This window comes from Hanstruepera marina, assembly GCF_019880635.1.
In the GTDB taxonomy this organism is placed as follows: Bacteria; Bacteroidota; Bacteroidia; order Flavobacteriales; family Flavobacteriaceae; genus Hanstruepera; species Hanstruepera marina.
Window position 1 is genome coordinate 453,906 of the sequence record NZ_JAINVX010000002.1, and the last position, 15,928, is coordinate 469,833.

Annotated in this window: 12 protein-coding genes; 4 read left to right on the plus strand and 8 right to left on the minus strand. The window is 34.7% G+C overall.

All coding sequences use genetic code 11. The features are described 5' to 3' along the window. Positions 1-38 precede the first annotated feature (38 nt). Complete coding sequence (locus K7G76_RS09815; protein ID WP_223034021.1) at positions 39-2,258, minus strand: TonB-dependent receptor family protein; 2,220 nt, start codon at positions 2,256-2,258, stop codon at positions 39-41. A gap of 291 nt (positions 2,259-2,549) precedes the next feature. Between K7G76_RS09815 and guaB the strand changes: the two genes are divergently transcribed. Further along, positions 2,550-4,022, plus strand: coding sequence for an IMP dehydrogenase (gene guaB / locus K7G76_RS09820; protein WP_223034022.1), 1,473 nt, complete (start codon positions 2,550-2,552; stop codon positions 4,020-4,022). Here guaB and K7G76_RS09825 read toward each other — a convergent pair. Together K7G76_RS09825 and K7G76_RS09830 are read right to left on the minus strand one after the other, a co-directional pair. Beyond that, complete coding sequence (locus K7G76_RS09825) at positions 4,019-4,333, minus strand: DUF3784 domain-containing protein (protein WP_223034023.1); 315 nt, start codon at positions 4,331-4,333, stop codon at positions 4,019-4,021. The genes guaB and K7G76_RS09825 overlap by 4 nt on opposite strands. Before the next feature lie 2 nt (positions 4,334-4,335). Next, on the minus strand, positions 4,336-4,572 hold the full coding sequence (locus tag K7G76_RS09830; protein WP_223034024.1) for a hypothetical protein: 237 nt from the start codon (positions 4,570-4,572) through the stop codon (positions 4,336-4,338). A 116-nt stretch (positions 4,573-4,688) separates the two neighbouring features. Here K7G76_RS09830 and K7G76_RS09835 point away from each other — a divergent pair, with 116 nt between their 5' ends. Next, positions 4,689-5,333, plus strand: coding sequence for a sterol desaturase family protein (locus K7G76_RS09835; protein ID WP_223034025.1), 645 nt, complete (start codon positions 4,689-4,691; stop codon positions 5,331-5,333). A 9-nt stretch (positions 5,334-5,342) separates the two neighbouring features. Here the strand turns inward: K7G76_RS09835 and K7G76_RS09840 are convergent, their stop codons facing one another. Together K7G76_RS09840 and K7G76_RS09845 are read right to left on the minus strand one after the other, a co-directional pair. Continuing rightward, positions 5,343-6,575, minus strand: a complete 1,233-nt coding sequence (locus tag K7G76_RS09840) for a M48 family metallopeptidase (protein WP_223034026.1) — start codon at positions 6,573-6,575, stop codon at positions 5,343-5,345. 4 nt (positions 6,576-6,579) lie between these two features. Beyond that, positions 6,580-7,383, minus strand: a complete 804-nt coding sequence (locus K7G76_RS09845) for a TrmH family RNA methyltransferase (RefSeq protein WP_255572985.1) — start codon at positions 7,381-7,383, stop codon at positions 6,580-6,582. A 35-nt stretch (positions 7,384-7,418) separates the two neighbouring features. On the opposite strand from K7G76_RS09845, the gene K7G76_RS09850 reads away from it, so the two are divergent. Further along, positions 7,419-8,897 carry a T9SS type A sorting domain-containing protein gene (locus tag K7G76_RS09850; RefSeq protein ID WP_223034028.1) on the plus strand — a complete coding sequence of 493 codons (1,479 nt, stop codon included), beginning with the start codon at positions 7,419-7,421 and terminating at the stop codon, positions 8,895-8,897. A gap of 36 nt (positions 8,898-8,933) precedes the next feature. On the opposite strand, the gene K7G76_RS09855 is transcribed toward K7G76_RS09850, so the two are convergent. The 3 genes from K7G76_RS09855 to K7G76_RS09865 form a co-directional block, all read right to left on the minus strand. After that, a complete protein-coding gene (locus tag K7G76_RS09855; protein WP_223034029.1) occupies positions 8,934-10,238 on the minus strand; it encodes an amidohydrolase family protein in 1,305 nt (434 codons plus the stop codon). 4 nt (positions 10,239-10,242) lie between these two features. Then, positions 10,243-13,218, minus strand: a complete 2,976-nt coding sequence (locus K7G76_RS09860) for an amidohydrolase family protein (RefSeq protein WP_223034030.1) — start codon at positions 13,216-13,218, stop codon at positions 10,243-10,245. Positions 13,219-13,299: 81 nt separating this feature from the next. Continuing rightward, positions 13,300-14,364, minus strand: coding sequence for a DUF3810 domain-containing protein (locus tag K7G76_RS09865; protein ID WP_223034031.1), 1,065 nt, complete (start codon positions 14,362-14,364; stop codon positions 13,300-13,302). 73 nt (positions 14,365-14,437) lie between these two features. Between K7G76_RS09865 and K7G76_RS09870 the strand changes: the two genes are divergently transcribed. Beyond that, positions 14,438-15,898, plus strand: a complete 1,461-nt coding sequence (locus tag K7G76_RS09870) for an aminoacyl-histidine dipeptidase (RefSeq protein ID WP_223034032.1) — start codon at positions 14,438-14,440, stop codon at positions 15,896-15,898. Positions 15,899-15,928 lie beyond the last annotated feature (30 nt).

Genomic DNA, 15,928 nt, shown 5'->3' on the forward strand with positions numbered 1-15,928 from the left:
AATCAAGTAGCTTTATAAATTTAGACTAATTCATAGTTTTAAAACCTAAACTCTAATCCTGCGTTAGCTGCAAAAGGCATACCTGGTCTCAAGCCAGCAGGTACTCTCGAAACGGCATAGGTAGTATCTAAGGCATTAATTATATTTCCAGTTAAACTAAAGTGATCATTAAAATGGTATTTTGCTGAAAAATCTAATACAAAATTTGAATCAACTTTTTCGTTTTCTGGTATGGCACCAGTTCCAGCCATTGTTCTAAATTCTCCCAAATAGCGCCCACTGGCATTTATCTCATATTTTTTGTGTTCTAAAGACACCATCAGGTTAAATTGATGTTCTGGAATGTAAGGTAATTTGTCACCTTCTTGAACTTCGCCCCATAGATCATCATCGCTTCCAAAGCTATTTTGAAATTCAGCGTTTGTGTAAGTATAGCCAAATGAAATTGGCAGAGCAAATTTCTCGTTATTGGAAAGCAAATCGTAGTTTAACAATGCTTCAAGACCAGCAACATTAACTTCTCCTGCATTGAATTGTTCTAATGATCCTGTTCCACCAGTTGCAGCTAAATCACTGCCTAATAGATTGCTGTAATCATTAAAGAAAACTGCAACTTCACCTGTTAGACCATCAACTGCAAACCTTGAACCGAATTCGTAATTAATACTTTCTTCTGGTTTTTGCCCATCCTGATTACTAGGTGGAGAAAATCCTTTATGCACACCACCAAAAATGGATGTCATGTTATTAAACTTATAGCTAAATCCAATTCCAGGAATAAAGACATCAACTTTATTCTCAAGAGAGGCTAAATTTAGACCAGAACGGTTCACATCATTTTTACCATAATCATCTCGATTAAGAATAATATTTTCATAACGTAGACCTGGTGTTACAGTTAATTTATTATATCTGAATTTGTACATGGCATAGGCTGCAAATGCTTTGGCTGCACTAACTCTGTTAGCATCAGTTCCAGGTGTTCCAGCTGTGGTCATGGTCATTAACCCTTCAATATTTATTTTGTAATTATCTACCCATTGAAAACGATCTTCCTCATCGTAGTGATACCTTAATCCAACTTCAATATCGTGAAATGTATTGTCGCCTTTGTAATGATAATCCAATTTAGTTTGAATACCTTTTGAATGGTATAACCTGTTATTGGCTTTTACTCGCAACGCATCGTCTGGAGAGTTTATTTCACCTCTTACTATTTGCATATAATCAGCATACGTTTCTGGATTACTGACAATATTGGCAATTCCAACACGGTCACCATTTAACGTCACATCATTTAATTTGTACCAGTTGCGTTGAAATCTGTTATAATATCCTGTTGTCGTAATTCTAAAATCAGGTGTGAAGTCTAGGCTATGGGTTGCCATAAATTGAATATGTTCAGTATTCATTCTATCAACTTGGGAAGAAGCATATCTATCAAACGGACTGGTTTCAAAATCCTCATCAGTTAACCCTAGATAGGTTTCATTAGAAGTTTCGTCTGAATATTGAAACTTAAACTCTAATGCTTGTTTAGTTTTGGCATCATGACTTGAGTTTACTCTAAATTTTGCAACTACATCATTTTTGTCAAAACCTGTATTTTGGTTGTCCAACAGATTTTTAAAACCATCGGAATTATAGTTCAAGTATTCTACCATATAACCGAAATTTTCTTTACTGTCACCAATTTTAGCCTGAAATTGTCCTGTGTTAAAGGTTCCATAACTACCAAAAACTTTACCGTAAAATGAATCTGGTATTTGAGTCGAAACCATATTAATGGCTCCACCAGTTGTAAATGGCCCATATTGCACCTGGCTACTTCCTTTTAATATTTCTATGGCCTCCATTCTCGCAATAGAAGGGAAGTAATAAGCAGCTGGGGCACTATAGGGAGCTGGCGCAATTAAAACGCCATCTTCCATAATAGAAATTTTGGCACTACGTTCTGGTGACGTTCCACGTAGACTAATGTTTGGTCGTAATCCATAACCATCTTCTTCATAAATATTTACTCCAGGAACAGTTCTTAATACACGGTTAATATCTGTGTAATTAAATTTTGCTAATTCTTCAGGAGAAATGTAGTAGGCAGAACCTGTTCGATTTTTTGCCACATATTTGTTTCCAAAGATAACGTTTGTAGAAATTATAACTTCACTTAAATCTTGAACCGAATCGAGCGGTTTTTCATTTTGAGCGACTATAGATAAACTTAAAAGTACTGTAAATAGTGATAAATAGTATTTCATTTTTATTTAGACTTATTATAAATAGGATTAATTTAACGGCTGCAAAAGTAGTAGCAAAAATTACTTCTCGCAAGTTTATTTAGAATAAATAAAAATAAAAAAATGTAATTGTTTGGTTATTAATGTGCTATCAAATGTTAATTTTTTTTGAGTTGTTATATTGACTGAAAATGCGACTAGTTTTAGCTATAACCTTTCTTAAAATGACATAATATGTTATTAACATACTATTAAAATAGAAATCCATATTAAAATCGTATATTTGCACGCAATTATAACTGTAATTGCATCATGATCGCACATCAAAACAAAATTGTTGGAGAAGGTTTAACTTATGACGATGTCCTTTTAGTTCCTGCTTTTTCTGAAGTCTTACCTCGCGAAGTCAATATTCAAACTAAATTCACAAAAAACATTACTATCAATGTACCTATAGTCTCTGCTGCTATGGATACGGTTACCGAAAGTAAAATGGCAATAGCCATGGCACAGGAAGGCGGTATTGGCGTTTTACACAAAAACATGACTGTTGAAGAACAGGCCTCTAAAGTTAGAAAAGTAAAGCGTGCAGAAAGTGGTATGATAATCGATCCGGTTACATTACCCTTAACAGCTATAGTTCGCGATGCTAAAGAAAACATGGCAGAACATAGTATTGGAGGTATTCCTATTGTGGATGAAAATGGTGTTTTAAAGGGTATTGTTACCAATCGTGATTTACGTTTTGAAAAAAATAATAACCGGCCAATAGTGGAGGTTATGACCTCTGAAAATTTGGTTACAGCTGGTCAAGGAACATCGCTCGTGGATGCTGAAGATATTCTACAAGAGAATAAAATTGAAAAATTACCTGTGGTTGATGATAATTATAAACTTATAGGTTTAATTACTTTTAGAGATATAACTAAATTAACTCAAAAACCGAATGCCAATAAAGATGCTTTTGGCCGTTTAAGGGTTGCTGCTGCCATTGGTGTAACTGGAGATGCAGTAGACCGGGCTGAAGCTTTGGTTAATGCAGGAGTAGATGCTATAATAATTGATACCGCTCATGGTCATACTAAAGGTGTGGTAAATGTATTAAAGGATGTGAAATCTAAATTCCCCAATTTAGATGTTATAGTTGGTAATATTGCTACAGGTACAGCTGCCAGATATTTGGTTGAAGCTGGGGCTGATGCTGTAAAAGTAGGTATTGGACCCGGTTCTATTTGTACTACTCGAGTTGTTGCGGGTGTTGGATTTCCACAGTTTTCTGCTGTTTTAGAAGTAGCAGCGGCCATAAAAGGTTCTGGTGTTCCTGTTATTGCCGATGGCGGAATTCGTTATACAGGCGATATTCCTAAAGCAATTGCTGCAGGAGCTGATTGTGTGATGTTAGGATCGTTATTGGCAGGTACTAAAGAATCACCAGGAGAGACTATAATATATGAAGGTAGAAAATTCAAATCCTACCGTGGCATGGGATCGGTTGAAGCTATGAAACAAGGTAGTAAGGATCGTTATTTCCAAGATGTAGAAGATGATATCAAGAAATTGGTTCCAGAAGGAATAGTGGGTCGTGTACCTTATAAAGGCGAATTAAATGAAAGTATCCATCAGTTTGTAGGTGGTTTACGTGCTGGTATGGGTTACTGTGGTGCTAAAGATATTGAAACGCTTAAGGAAACTGGTCAATTTGTAAAAATAACGGCTTCAGGAATAAACGAAAGTCACCCACATGACGTGACCATTACGAAAGAATCACCAAACTATTCCCGTTAATTGGAATTATTGTTCTTGTAAGCTTTAGAATTTGATTTAATTAGGAGATACGGAATACCTATAATGCTCACCATTATGATGGCATAGAAGCTTATCTGTTCGTTTTCTAATTGTTTTGATAGTATATAGCCAAGAATAATTAACAAGGCCATAGCAAACATGACATTTCTAAATAGAGTAGCTATTTTCTCAATGTTGTAAGTTGCTTGCTCTTCTTTAGACATGGTGTTGTAGCCTGCAATAAGGTTATAAAATTTCCCATGTTTTATCAAAATTCCTAAAATGACGAAAATAATTGCTGTTGCTATCATATTTATTCTTGATATAATTGTCCGCGATGTGGTTTTAAAGCATCGCGAATAGGTTTCATAATATTTTCTGGTACAACCATAAATGCAATAGCATGCATATCGTTAATGGTTTGAAAGCCAGTAATATTCAAATTTAATTGTTCTGTTTTTATATAATCCTTCAAGTGAATTTCATGATGTTCAGCTGTCTTTTCAGCATAGGGACCTCTAAAATCCCAAATTAATTTCAACATTCTCATGGTAAAACAGACATTTGGTTATGGTAGTTAAAAGGAAATAACTTCAAAAATTCATTATTTATATAAAATTAGGTAATTTTGCAAAACATTTAGTCCAAATCTAAATAAAAGAAATTATGAAACCACGAGTAACGACAGAATTTCAAGCTGGTCAGGCACAAATTTTTAAAAACCCATTTTTGGAAAGTTTGACCAAGACCGATCCTATATCTAATATTATTGTTTATGGCCTAACTAATTTGATATTAGGTTATGTGGCTATTGAAGTTATGGGATTAAGCGTTCTGCAATTTGTTGGTTTATTTATTGTAGGATTGTTTTTTTGGACGTTTGCCGAATATATGTTACACCGTTATGTGTTTCATTGGGTAACCGAAGCTAAATGGTCTCAACGCTTTCATTTTATCATGCATGGTGCCCACCATCACTATCCAAAAGACGAAGAGCGTTTGCTTATGCCTCCAGTACCTGGATTAATTTTAGCATCTATATTATTTGGGTTTTTCTTTTTGATTTTTTGGATTGCAGGCTATACACAGTTGGTTTATGGCTTTTTTCCTGGTTTCTTTGTAGGGTATTTAATGTATTCGTTTGTTCATAGAGCAACCCACGTTATGAGACCGCCAAAACGTTTTAAAAATTTATGGATGCATCATAGTTTGCACCATTATCAATATCCTGACAAAGCATTTGGAGTGTCTAATACATTTTGGGACAAAGTGTTTGGAACTATGCCTCCTAAGGCTCAAAGAAAAAAATAACTCCTTCAGTTAGCCTTTTAAATTTTTTATTCTACTTAATAGTGTTGGATGCGAATAGTGCATAAACACATAAGCAGGATGTGGCGTTAAATTACTTAAACTATTTTTAGAAAGTTTTTTAAGCGATGTAATCAATGGCTCTGCTTTGTAGGTCGCTTTGGCATAATTGTCTGCCTGATACTCAAACTTTCTGGAGAATCCATTCATAATTAATCCAGTTATTTCAGAAATTGGCGAATACAATAATCCAAATGCTATTAGTCCAACATGAAAACTGGGTATTTCTACACCCAAAGCATTGGATAGAAGTGGATTGGATATAAAAACAGAAAGTATATATAGGGTGAGTCCAGTTAATAACACCGAAGCCACTAGATTGAAAATAATGTGCTTCTTCTTATAATGGCCTACTTCATGAGCCAATACTGCTACAATTTCATCTTCGTCCAAATCGTTTATTAATGTGTCAAAAAGTGTTACCCGTTTTTCGCTACCAAAGCCAGAAAAATAGGCATTGGCTTTTGTGCTGCGTTTAGAGCCATCAATAACAAAAATTTTATTTAGCTTAAAACCAACTGTTTCAGCATAAGCCGAAATTTTGTCGCGTAAAGAACTCGCTTCTAAAGGTACTTGTTTGTTGAATAAAGGCACAATCAATCGTGAATAGAACATATTCATAAACAAGGTAAATACAGCAACGGTTCCCCAAGCATATAACCAAAAATTGACTTTTGTTAATTGATAAAACCAGATGATTAGAGCCAGAATTCCACCACCTAGAACAGCCATCATTATCCAGCCTTTTATTTTGTCTAGAACGAATGTTTTTTTTGTGGTTTTATTAAACCCAAATTTTTCCTCAATTACAAATGTTTTATAATAGGAAAAAGGTAAGGTAAGAATGTCGCTGCCAATCATAATAATTCCAAAGAAAATTAAAGCAATTATTATTGGATTGCTTGAATAACTTCTAGCTATATTATCCACATATTCAAAGCCATCTAAAAACAAAAAAGCAAGTGTTAAAAGCAGCGAAAACGTAGAGGTAATAATACCAAATCTATAATTGGTTAGCTTGTAGCTTTGTGATTTTTTATACGCATCGGCATCATAGACATCGTTGATGTCTTTAGGTAAATCATCATTAAAATGTTTGGCGTTGAGTGCGTCCAATATTTTATCAATAATAAAATTGATAATGATAATGGCTGTAATGATCCAGAATAAGGAAGTAGCTGTCATTATGTTATTTAAAATCACGTTGTCTTTTGGCTTCAAAAATAAGAATTCCCGCAGCAACTGATACATTCATGGAGTCTATTTCACCTTGCATAGGTATAATGATATTTTGATTGGAAGCGTCACGCCATTCTTGACTCAATCCTGTGGCTTCTGTGCCAACAACTATTGCAGAAGGTTTTGTGTAATTTTGTGTGTGATAATTAACTGAAGCTTGTAGAGCCGCACAATAAATAGATATGTTGTTTGACTTTAAAAACTGAATAATTTCAGAGGTTGTTCCCGTAGCAATTTGATTCGTAAATATGCAGCCAACACTAGACCGTATAATGTTAGGATTGTATAAATCGGTTTTAGGGTTGGCAATAATCACCGCATCTAAATTTGCAGCATCTGCAGTGCGTAGCAAGGCACCTATATTACCAGGTTTTTCAGGAGCTTCAGCAACCAATATTAACGGGTTTTTGGAGATGAAAGATAAATTATTAATACTATGCTCTTTAGTTTTGGCGACAGCCAAAACACCTTCGGTTGTATCACGGTGAGCCAACTTTTGAAAAACTTCAAAAGAAATCTCAATAATGGCTATTCCATTTTGGGATAAAGATTTTGCTTCAGTAGTAGAAAACAATTCGGGATAAAAAAGGATAGTTTCAATATCATAACCACTTTTTATAGCTAATGAAAGTTCTCTTTTTCCTTCTATAATAAATTTTCTGGTTTTTTTTCTATCACGAGATTTCTCTTTGAGTTGAACCAGTTTTTTGATAAAGGGGTTTTGTATGCTTTGTATTTGTTTAAGTTGCTCCAATTCTTTTGTTATCTTTAACGCAAAGTTATGGCAATATGAAACAAAAATTACTTTTTCTGATATTAATTCTATTTTCTTTTCTAAATACTGTTTATGCACAAACACCATGTGGTATTACGGAATTATTAGCTTGTGATGACAATACTGATGGATTAGCCATTTTTGATCTTACAGTTTTGGATGATGTCTATCCGTATTGTATGATTAATGCTGATAATAATGATTATTATGCACCAACCCATCATTTAACCCAACAAGATGCTGATACAGGGGCAAACCCCATAGCTAATCCAGAAACATTTGAAGGTACAAACGCACAAGCCATATTTATGAGAGCAGAGCCTTTAAATTCAACGACTCATGCGGTATTGGCTTTTCAAACCTATGAACTCATTTTTTCTTGTGCTGATCCTTCATTTTATATGACACCAACCTGCGATGGTGCTGTAGCAACAATTACAGGTGATATTGGAGGGACGTTTACATTTAACCCAACACCCAGTGATGCAGTAACAATTGATCCAATAACTGGTGTAGTTACTAATGGTATTCCTGGTGAGACGTATTGTGTAGAATATACACTTTCAGGTTCTAATACTGTTTCGAGCATTGTATGCTTTACGGTAGCTTATATTGATATTGTTGAGCCATCACCTTTAGAAGCCTGTATGGATGTTGGCTTTACAGAGTTTGATTTAAGTTCTAAAGTTATGGAAATTCTTAATGGTACCGTCGATGTCACACTTACTTTTCATGAAACTTACAGCGATGCAATAAACAATATTAACGCACTCTCTCTTACCTACGTTAACTCTGTAGCTAATCAAATACTATATGTTAGGGGAGAAGATTTAGTTAATGGTTGTTATAACATTGTAGAGTTAGAACTCATTGCTGTTGATTGTTTAGATTCCGATGATGACGGTGTCATAGATTCAGAGGAAGATATAAATGACAATGGAAATTTAGATGATGATGACACAGATGACGATACCATTCCTAATTACCTAGACACAGATGATGATGGAGATAGTGTACCTACTTCGGTTGAAATAAATATAAATGAAGGAAGAACCATGCATGATTTTGTGGATACCGATGGCGATTTAATAGAAAACTATCTAGACGATGATGATGATGGAGATGGTCTATTGACTATTGATGAAGATTATAACAATAATGGAGACCCAACTGATGATGATACCAATACCAATGGTATACCAGATTATCTGGAAAGCGTTGTTACTTTAAGCGTTGAAAATTATAGTGCAACCAATTATCTTATATATCCAAATCCTACCAAAGATATTGTAAACATTCAATTTAATAGTGCTATAAACAACTCTATATCAGTATCAATATTTAATTTGCAAGGTAAATTGGTATTGGATGAAGAGTATGGTTTGGATTCCAGAAGCTTTTCACTTGATCTTTCACAACTAAAAAGTGGGTTGTATTTTATTCAGTTGAAAGGCGAATCCTTTTCAACTACTGAAAAACTAATTATAGAATAATTAAAAAGCCTCAAATTAATTGAGGCTTTTTTTTTGTTATTGGTTTTTGTATTTATCAGAATACCGTTTTGCCAGTTCTGTTTGATGGGTTTCCAAACTAATATTGCGTCCTTGAATAAAAGCTTTAGTCAGAATATTTGTTCGCATATCCAAAGCGTCACCTTCACTAATAAAAAGGGTAGCGTCTTTGCCAACTTCAAGCGTACCGCAAAAATCATCAATGCCTAAAATTTTAGCGGTATTTGATGTAATGAGCTTTAAAGCGTCTTCCTTATCCAATCCATAAGCAACACAGGTTCCGGCATAGAATGGCAGGTTTCTGGAATTCATACGTTCCATATCACCATTGGCTTGTAAACCAACCAAAACACCTTGTTCAACTAAAAGTCTTGCAACCTTGAAAGGTAAATCATAATCTTCATCATCGCTATTAGGTCTACTATGTACACGATTTAAAATTACAGGTATATTGTGCTGTTTTAGTAAGCTGCCAACCTTATAAGCCTGGTAGCCTCCAACAATAACAATGTTTAGTTTAAGGCTATTTGCAAATTCAACAGCATCTGTAATACCTTTCTCATCATTAACATGAACAAAAAGTTTTTGAGAACCACTTAACACACCAGATAAACCTTCGTATTGAAGATTATCAGTTTCTTTATCACCATTTAAATAGGCTTTAGAGGCTGAAAAGAAATCTGTTAACTCTGTTACTTGATTGTTGTAATTTGTATTTGGCTTTAAAACATTGGGTTCTCCTAACCACCAGCGCCCTCTTGAATATGGGCTTGGCCAATTTAAATGCACGCCATCATTAGCTTTTATTGCTGCATCTTCCCAGTTCCAAGCATCAAATTGAACTATTGATGAGGTTCCAGAAATACGACCGCCTCTAGGGGTAATCTGACCCATTAAAACACCATTTGGTCTCATGGATTCTACGATTTTAGATTCCGCATTATAAGCAATTAAGCTTCTAATGTTTGGGTTCATTTGTCCTACCTCGTCACTGTCTTGAGTAGCGCGAACAGCATCTATTTCTACAAGCCCTAATGTTGAATTTGGAATAATAAAACCGGGATATACATGCTGGTCCTGGGCATTTATAGTTTCCATATCAGTTGTATTTATTCGAATAGCAGACATATCGGCTACTGTTTCAAGTTTACCATTTTTAAAAATGATTATGCTATTTTCTATAACCTTACCATTTCCAATATGCGCAGTAGCTCCCACAATAGCAATTGCTTTTTGCTGTTTAGGAGCGGGTGTTTGTTGTGCCTGAATGATATTTGTTGCCAAAAAACAAGCAATAATAGTATATAGTTTTGTAATGTTCATCTTTCTAGTTTATGGTTTCACAATGAAATTCTTCACGCTCTTTCTTTTCAATAGGTTTAGTTTTTAAACCTTTATTTTTAGCCTGAAGCATCATAGTTGTTAATTCGTTTTTCTCACGCTTTATGGCATCACGCATTTGTTTATCCAGATCAATATCAAAATAAACAATACCGTCAACAATGGTTTTTTCAGCTTTGGCATATATTGATAACGGATTAGTGTTCCAAAGAACAACATCAGCATCTTTACCAACTTTAATACTACCAACACGGTCATCAATATGCAGTAACTTTGCAGGATTGAGTGTTACAAATTTCCAAGCATCTTCCTCACTAACGCCTCCATATTTAACGGATTTGGCAGTCTCTTGATTTAAACGTCTAGACATTTCGGCATCATCACTATTAATGGCAACCACTACACCTTGATTGTGCATAATGGCAGCATTTTGAGGAATGGCATCATTAACTTCATATTTGTATGCCCACCAATCACTAAAGGTTGAACCACCAACACCATGAGTTTTCATTTTATCAGCAACTTTGTAACCTTCCAAAATATGCGTAAAAGTGTTGATGTTAAAATTGAATTGATCAGCTACTTTCATCAACATATTAATTTCACTTTGTACATAAGAGTGACAAGTGATAAAGCGTTCTTTGTTCAATATTTCAGCCAATACTTCCAATTCTAAATCCTTACGATAAGGTTTGCCGCTTTTTTTAGCAGCATCATAAGCTTTGGCACGATTAAAATAATCTATATAAACCTGTTCAACTCCCATTCGCGTTTGCGGAAAACGTGAACGAACATTATCACCCCAATTGGATTGCTTAACATTTTCGCCTAATGCAAACTTGATGAATTTTGGCGAATTGGAATAAATTAAGTTATCTGGTGATTCTCCCCATTTAAGTTTAATAATGGCAGAGCGTCCTCCAATTGGGTTTGCAGAACCATGTAAAATTTGTGCTGAAGTAACACCGCCAGCAAGGTTTCTGTATATGTTGACATCTTCAGAGTTAACAATGCTTTCAATGGTTACCTCGGCAGAAGAATTTTGACCGGCTTCATTGCCACCACCAGAAATTCCAATATGTGTATGCTCGTCTATAATACCAGCTGTTAAATGCTTGCCTGTAGCATCAATTACTTTGGCGTTTCCTGCGTTCAAGTTTTGACCTATTTTAACAATTTTTCCATCTTTAATCAAAACATCTGTTTGTTCAAGGATACCATCTGCTTCGTTGGTCCAAACGGTAGCATTTCTAAATAATAGAGTTTCTTGCTTTGGTAATTCAGAAAAACCATAGGCTTCATTAGGGAAGGTTATTGGGAATACTTTTGGAGTATCTTTATCATTGACCTTATCGGCTTTTTTTTCTTCAGAAGTATTATTGCCCTCTTTTTTAGTTGCATAAAATGTCGACTCATTTCCATTTGGTAAAATAGCAACGCCATTAAAATTATTTGTGGAAGTGATTTTGGAAGTCAGTCGAGTATAATCTTGTTTGGTTGAATCTATACTAGAAAAAATAAGCGTCACCCAATCATCGTTGACCATGACTTTAGAGCCAAGTTCATGGCTTGCCGTTTTTACTTTAGATTTAGGCTTATTGAGTTCGCCTGAAATGGATACATCATACTTTTGCCCAGCAACGTTAAACTCATAATCACCACGCATATCTATGGCATCCATTGGTGTTATTTCATGCCTATCACCAATTACCCAGTTTTCATATAAGGTTGTTTTTTTGTCAAAAATTTCACCAGAAGTAATTAGGAAATTGGCATAATACCCAGGCTTTAATTTCCCTAAACTATCTTCCTTGCCTAATGTTTTGGCAGGAATAGTTGTTAAAGATTCAAGTGCAGCTGTCTCATCAAAACCATATTCTATGGCTTTTAGTAGTTGATTTTTAAACTCTTTTGGTGCTTTTAAGTCGTGTAAGGTTAAAGCAAACGAAATACCATTTTTATGAAGAACTTTTGGGTTACTAGGTCTTTGATTCCACTCACGTAATTCTGATAAACTGACCGCTTGGGAAAGAAACGGGTCTTCCATGTCATAAGCGTCAGGGAAGTTTATTGGAATTACAAATGTGGCATTAGTGGCTTTTATATCTTTAATCATTTCATATTCATCACCACCACCAATAATTACATATTGGGTGTTAAACTCATCACCAATTTTATCAAACCGTAAAGCGTTCATTTTATTGCCAGCATCCATAAATTGTACTAAAGATTTATTGTTATTGAATGCTTCTAATGAACGATCTGTTACTTCAGAAAGCCCTTTGGCATACCATTCGGCATCGTAATTCACTTGCTTAAGTAAAGCTATTTTACCCATTAATGATGTAGGATAGGCTTGATTTGAAGTAACACTTTTACTTCGTGCGTAGTATTGCCCAGACCTATCATCTAATATACGTTCAGCATCATTGGTGTTAGGTGCTAATGCAATTAAACTACCAGTACCTCTAATAATCCCATCAGCAATATGCGTATTAACTACACCGAAACCGGCTTTGCGTAATTCTTCAGCATTTTTTGAGTCAAAATTATAATGCTCAATGGCATTTTGTTCAGGCCTGATATGGTCGTTCCAGTAATAGCCTTCTCTACTTGCATCATATTGAGGTGCGTTAGAGCGTTCGGCACGTTGTGGTTTTTTTACGCCAAATTCAGAGTATACATCAATAAATGACGGGTAAATATGCTTTTCTAAAAGATCATGCACAACCGCATTTTTAGGAATGCTTACATTTGTTCCAACAGAAACTACTTTGCCATCTTTAATTAAAAGTGTACCATTTGAAATTACTTCGGTTGGAGTGGTATGTATGGTAGCATTAGTAAATGCCACATAGTTGGTGTTTTCAGCTTTTACACCATCGTTTTTGGGAACATAGTCCTGTGCTGAAGTATAATATAAGCACAAAACAAAAATTGAGAATAGAATTTTTTTGATCATATAATGTTGGTTAGAAATTTTTGAAGCTTAAAGATAAGTAATCATCAGGCTACAAAAAACCATTCCATGTATTTTTAACATTTATGACGGTTGATTAAAATAGTTTACAAGTAAAGCCACAACATAGCTATAACTCTGCATACCATTTTTTTGATTGTTTGCAATTAAGAAACTATCATACGTTTTTTTAAAAAACGGTTCCAATGGGTTTTGATAAGAGTCCCAGAAGATTTGAACTTCCTGATAATTTTTTATAATACCTTTATTTAGGGTCTCAACTAATTCATAGTATAAATCCTGATCTCTTTTGTATACTTCAAACAAGCAATGTCTTAATGCAAAGGTGTAACCACAGTATTTAAAGTAAATATTATCATGAGATATGGCAGCAAGAGCACCAATAAAATTAGCTTCGTTTTCAGCTGCATATCCTAATTGATGGGCTATTTCATGCGAAACTGTTGTTGGAAACTTATAAGCTGGAATAAGTTTATCAATATGTGCTTCGTTGGTTAAAGGATTTAAATACCCACTAAATCCCATATAAGTTAAAGGCAAACTAAACAGTGATTTTTTTAAACTATATGGCGTATAGGCTAGATGGGGATAATGTTTTTGCAGGTTTTGATAACCTATGGGTGTCATTTCTAAAATAGTGTTTTTAGAAAAAGGCATTTCAACCTTAAGGGTATCATTATCAGCAATAGATAATTGATATTCATTCGATTTATTGATGAGTATTCTAGTAACTTCAAGCAATTGTTCTGTTGTATAGTCTGCTTGCAGATTTAAATTCTTATGTAAAGGTTGTCTGTAATAGTTTAAAGCCCATAAAAAATGAAAGGCAAAATAAATAATAGAAATTGCTGAAACAACGTCAACTATCCAACCTTTTAAATCCTTAACAAGTCGCCAACGATTTTTTACGAGCCATCTTATAATATAAATAATCGAAAGAGTATAAAAAACATCGCCAAAAGAAAAAGGTAACCACCCAAATATAAATCGTGAAAGTTTCGAAATCCATTGGTACAATCCATTGCTATAGTAGGTTTCAATAAACTCAGGAAAGTAGGTCAGAATTTTTATGATTATGAGCTGCGGAATTAAAGCAAGTGCAATATATAGTTTTGGGTTTCTTCGCATAATTCAAAAATAGCGAAATGTTTGTAATACGCTATACATTAATTACCTTTGTTCGACTTAAAAAATTAGACGAATGAATGAAGCTATACGAGAATTAGAACCTAAAACTTTATGGAATAAATTTGCCGATTTAAATGCGGTGCCAAGACCTTCAAAAAAGGAAGAGCGCGTAATTGCCTTTATGAAAGAATTTGGCTCCAAATTGGGTTTGGAGACTATTGAAGATGAAGTAGGTAATGTCATTATTAAAAAGCCAGCAACTTCTGGAATGGAAGATAAGATGACAGTTGTTATGCAATCGCATCTGGATATGGTCCATCAAAAAAATAATGATACCCAATTTGATTTTGATACCCAAGGAATTGATATGTATGTTGATGGTGATTGGGTTCGTGCCAAAGGAACAACTTTAGGAGCTGATAATGGATTGGGTGTTGCCACAATTATGGCCATTTTAGAAAGCAAAGATATTGAGCATCCTGCAATTGAAGCTTTGTTTACTATTGACGAAGAAACGGGAATGACAGGAGCTATGGGGTTAAAAGGTGGTTTGTTGAAAGGTGACATCCTACTGAATTTAGATACAGAAGAAGATGACGAAATAGGAGTGGGTTGTGCTGGAGGTGTAGATGTTACTGCTACCAGAACTTATAAAGAAGAGGAAACACCTGAATTCAAAATTGGTTATGCCATAACCGTAAAAGGACTACAAGGTGGGCATTCAGGTATGCAAATACACGAAGGGTTGGGTAATGCCAACAAAATAATGAACCGTATGTTGTTTGATGGTTTTGAGAATTTTGGTTTGCGTATTTCTGAAATTAATGGAGGTAGTTTGCGAAATGCTATACCACGCGAAAGTCATGCTATTGTAGCTATTGATGCTATTCATGAAGACGCTTTTATTATGGAAATGGCACAGCTATCACAAACTATTAAAGCAGAATTTCAAACCATGGAACCTGATTTGGAAATCATTGTTTCTAAATGCGATACGCCAAAAACAATTATGGATTTAGGTGTTCAGGAAGGTGTTACCAGAGCCTTGTATGCGGCTTGTAATGGTGTATTTAGAATGAGTGCAGATATCTCTGATTTGGTGGAAACATCGAATAATATTGCAAAGGTGTCTATTAAAGAAGGAGATATTAAGATTGAATGCTTAACACGTTCTTCTGTTGAAAGTTCGAAATGGGATTTGGCCAATATGCTTCGAGCTACTTTTGAATTAACGGGTTGCGAAGTAGAATTTTCAGGAGATTATCCAGGTTGGAAACCGAATATGGATTCTAAAATCTTGAAAGTTCTAGAGCGTATTTATGTAGAAATGAATAATGAGAAACCACATGTGGCTGCTTGCCATGCAGGATTAGAGTGTGGTATCTTGGGACAAAACTACCCAGATATGGATATGATAAGCTTTGGACCTAACATTAAAGGGGCTCACTCACCTGATGAACGCGCACAAATATCATCGGTTCAAAAATATTGGAACTTTGTTTTAGAAATTTTAAAACAAATTCCGAAAAAGTAATACAGAGGTTAAATAAAAAAAGCAGCTCAA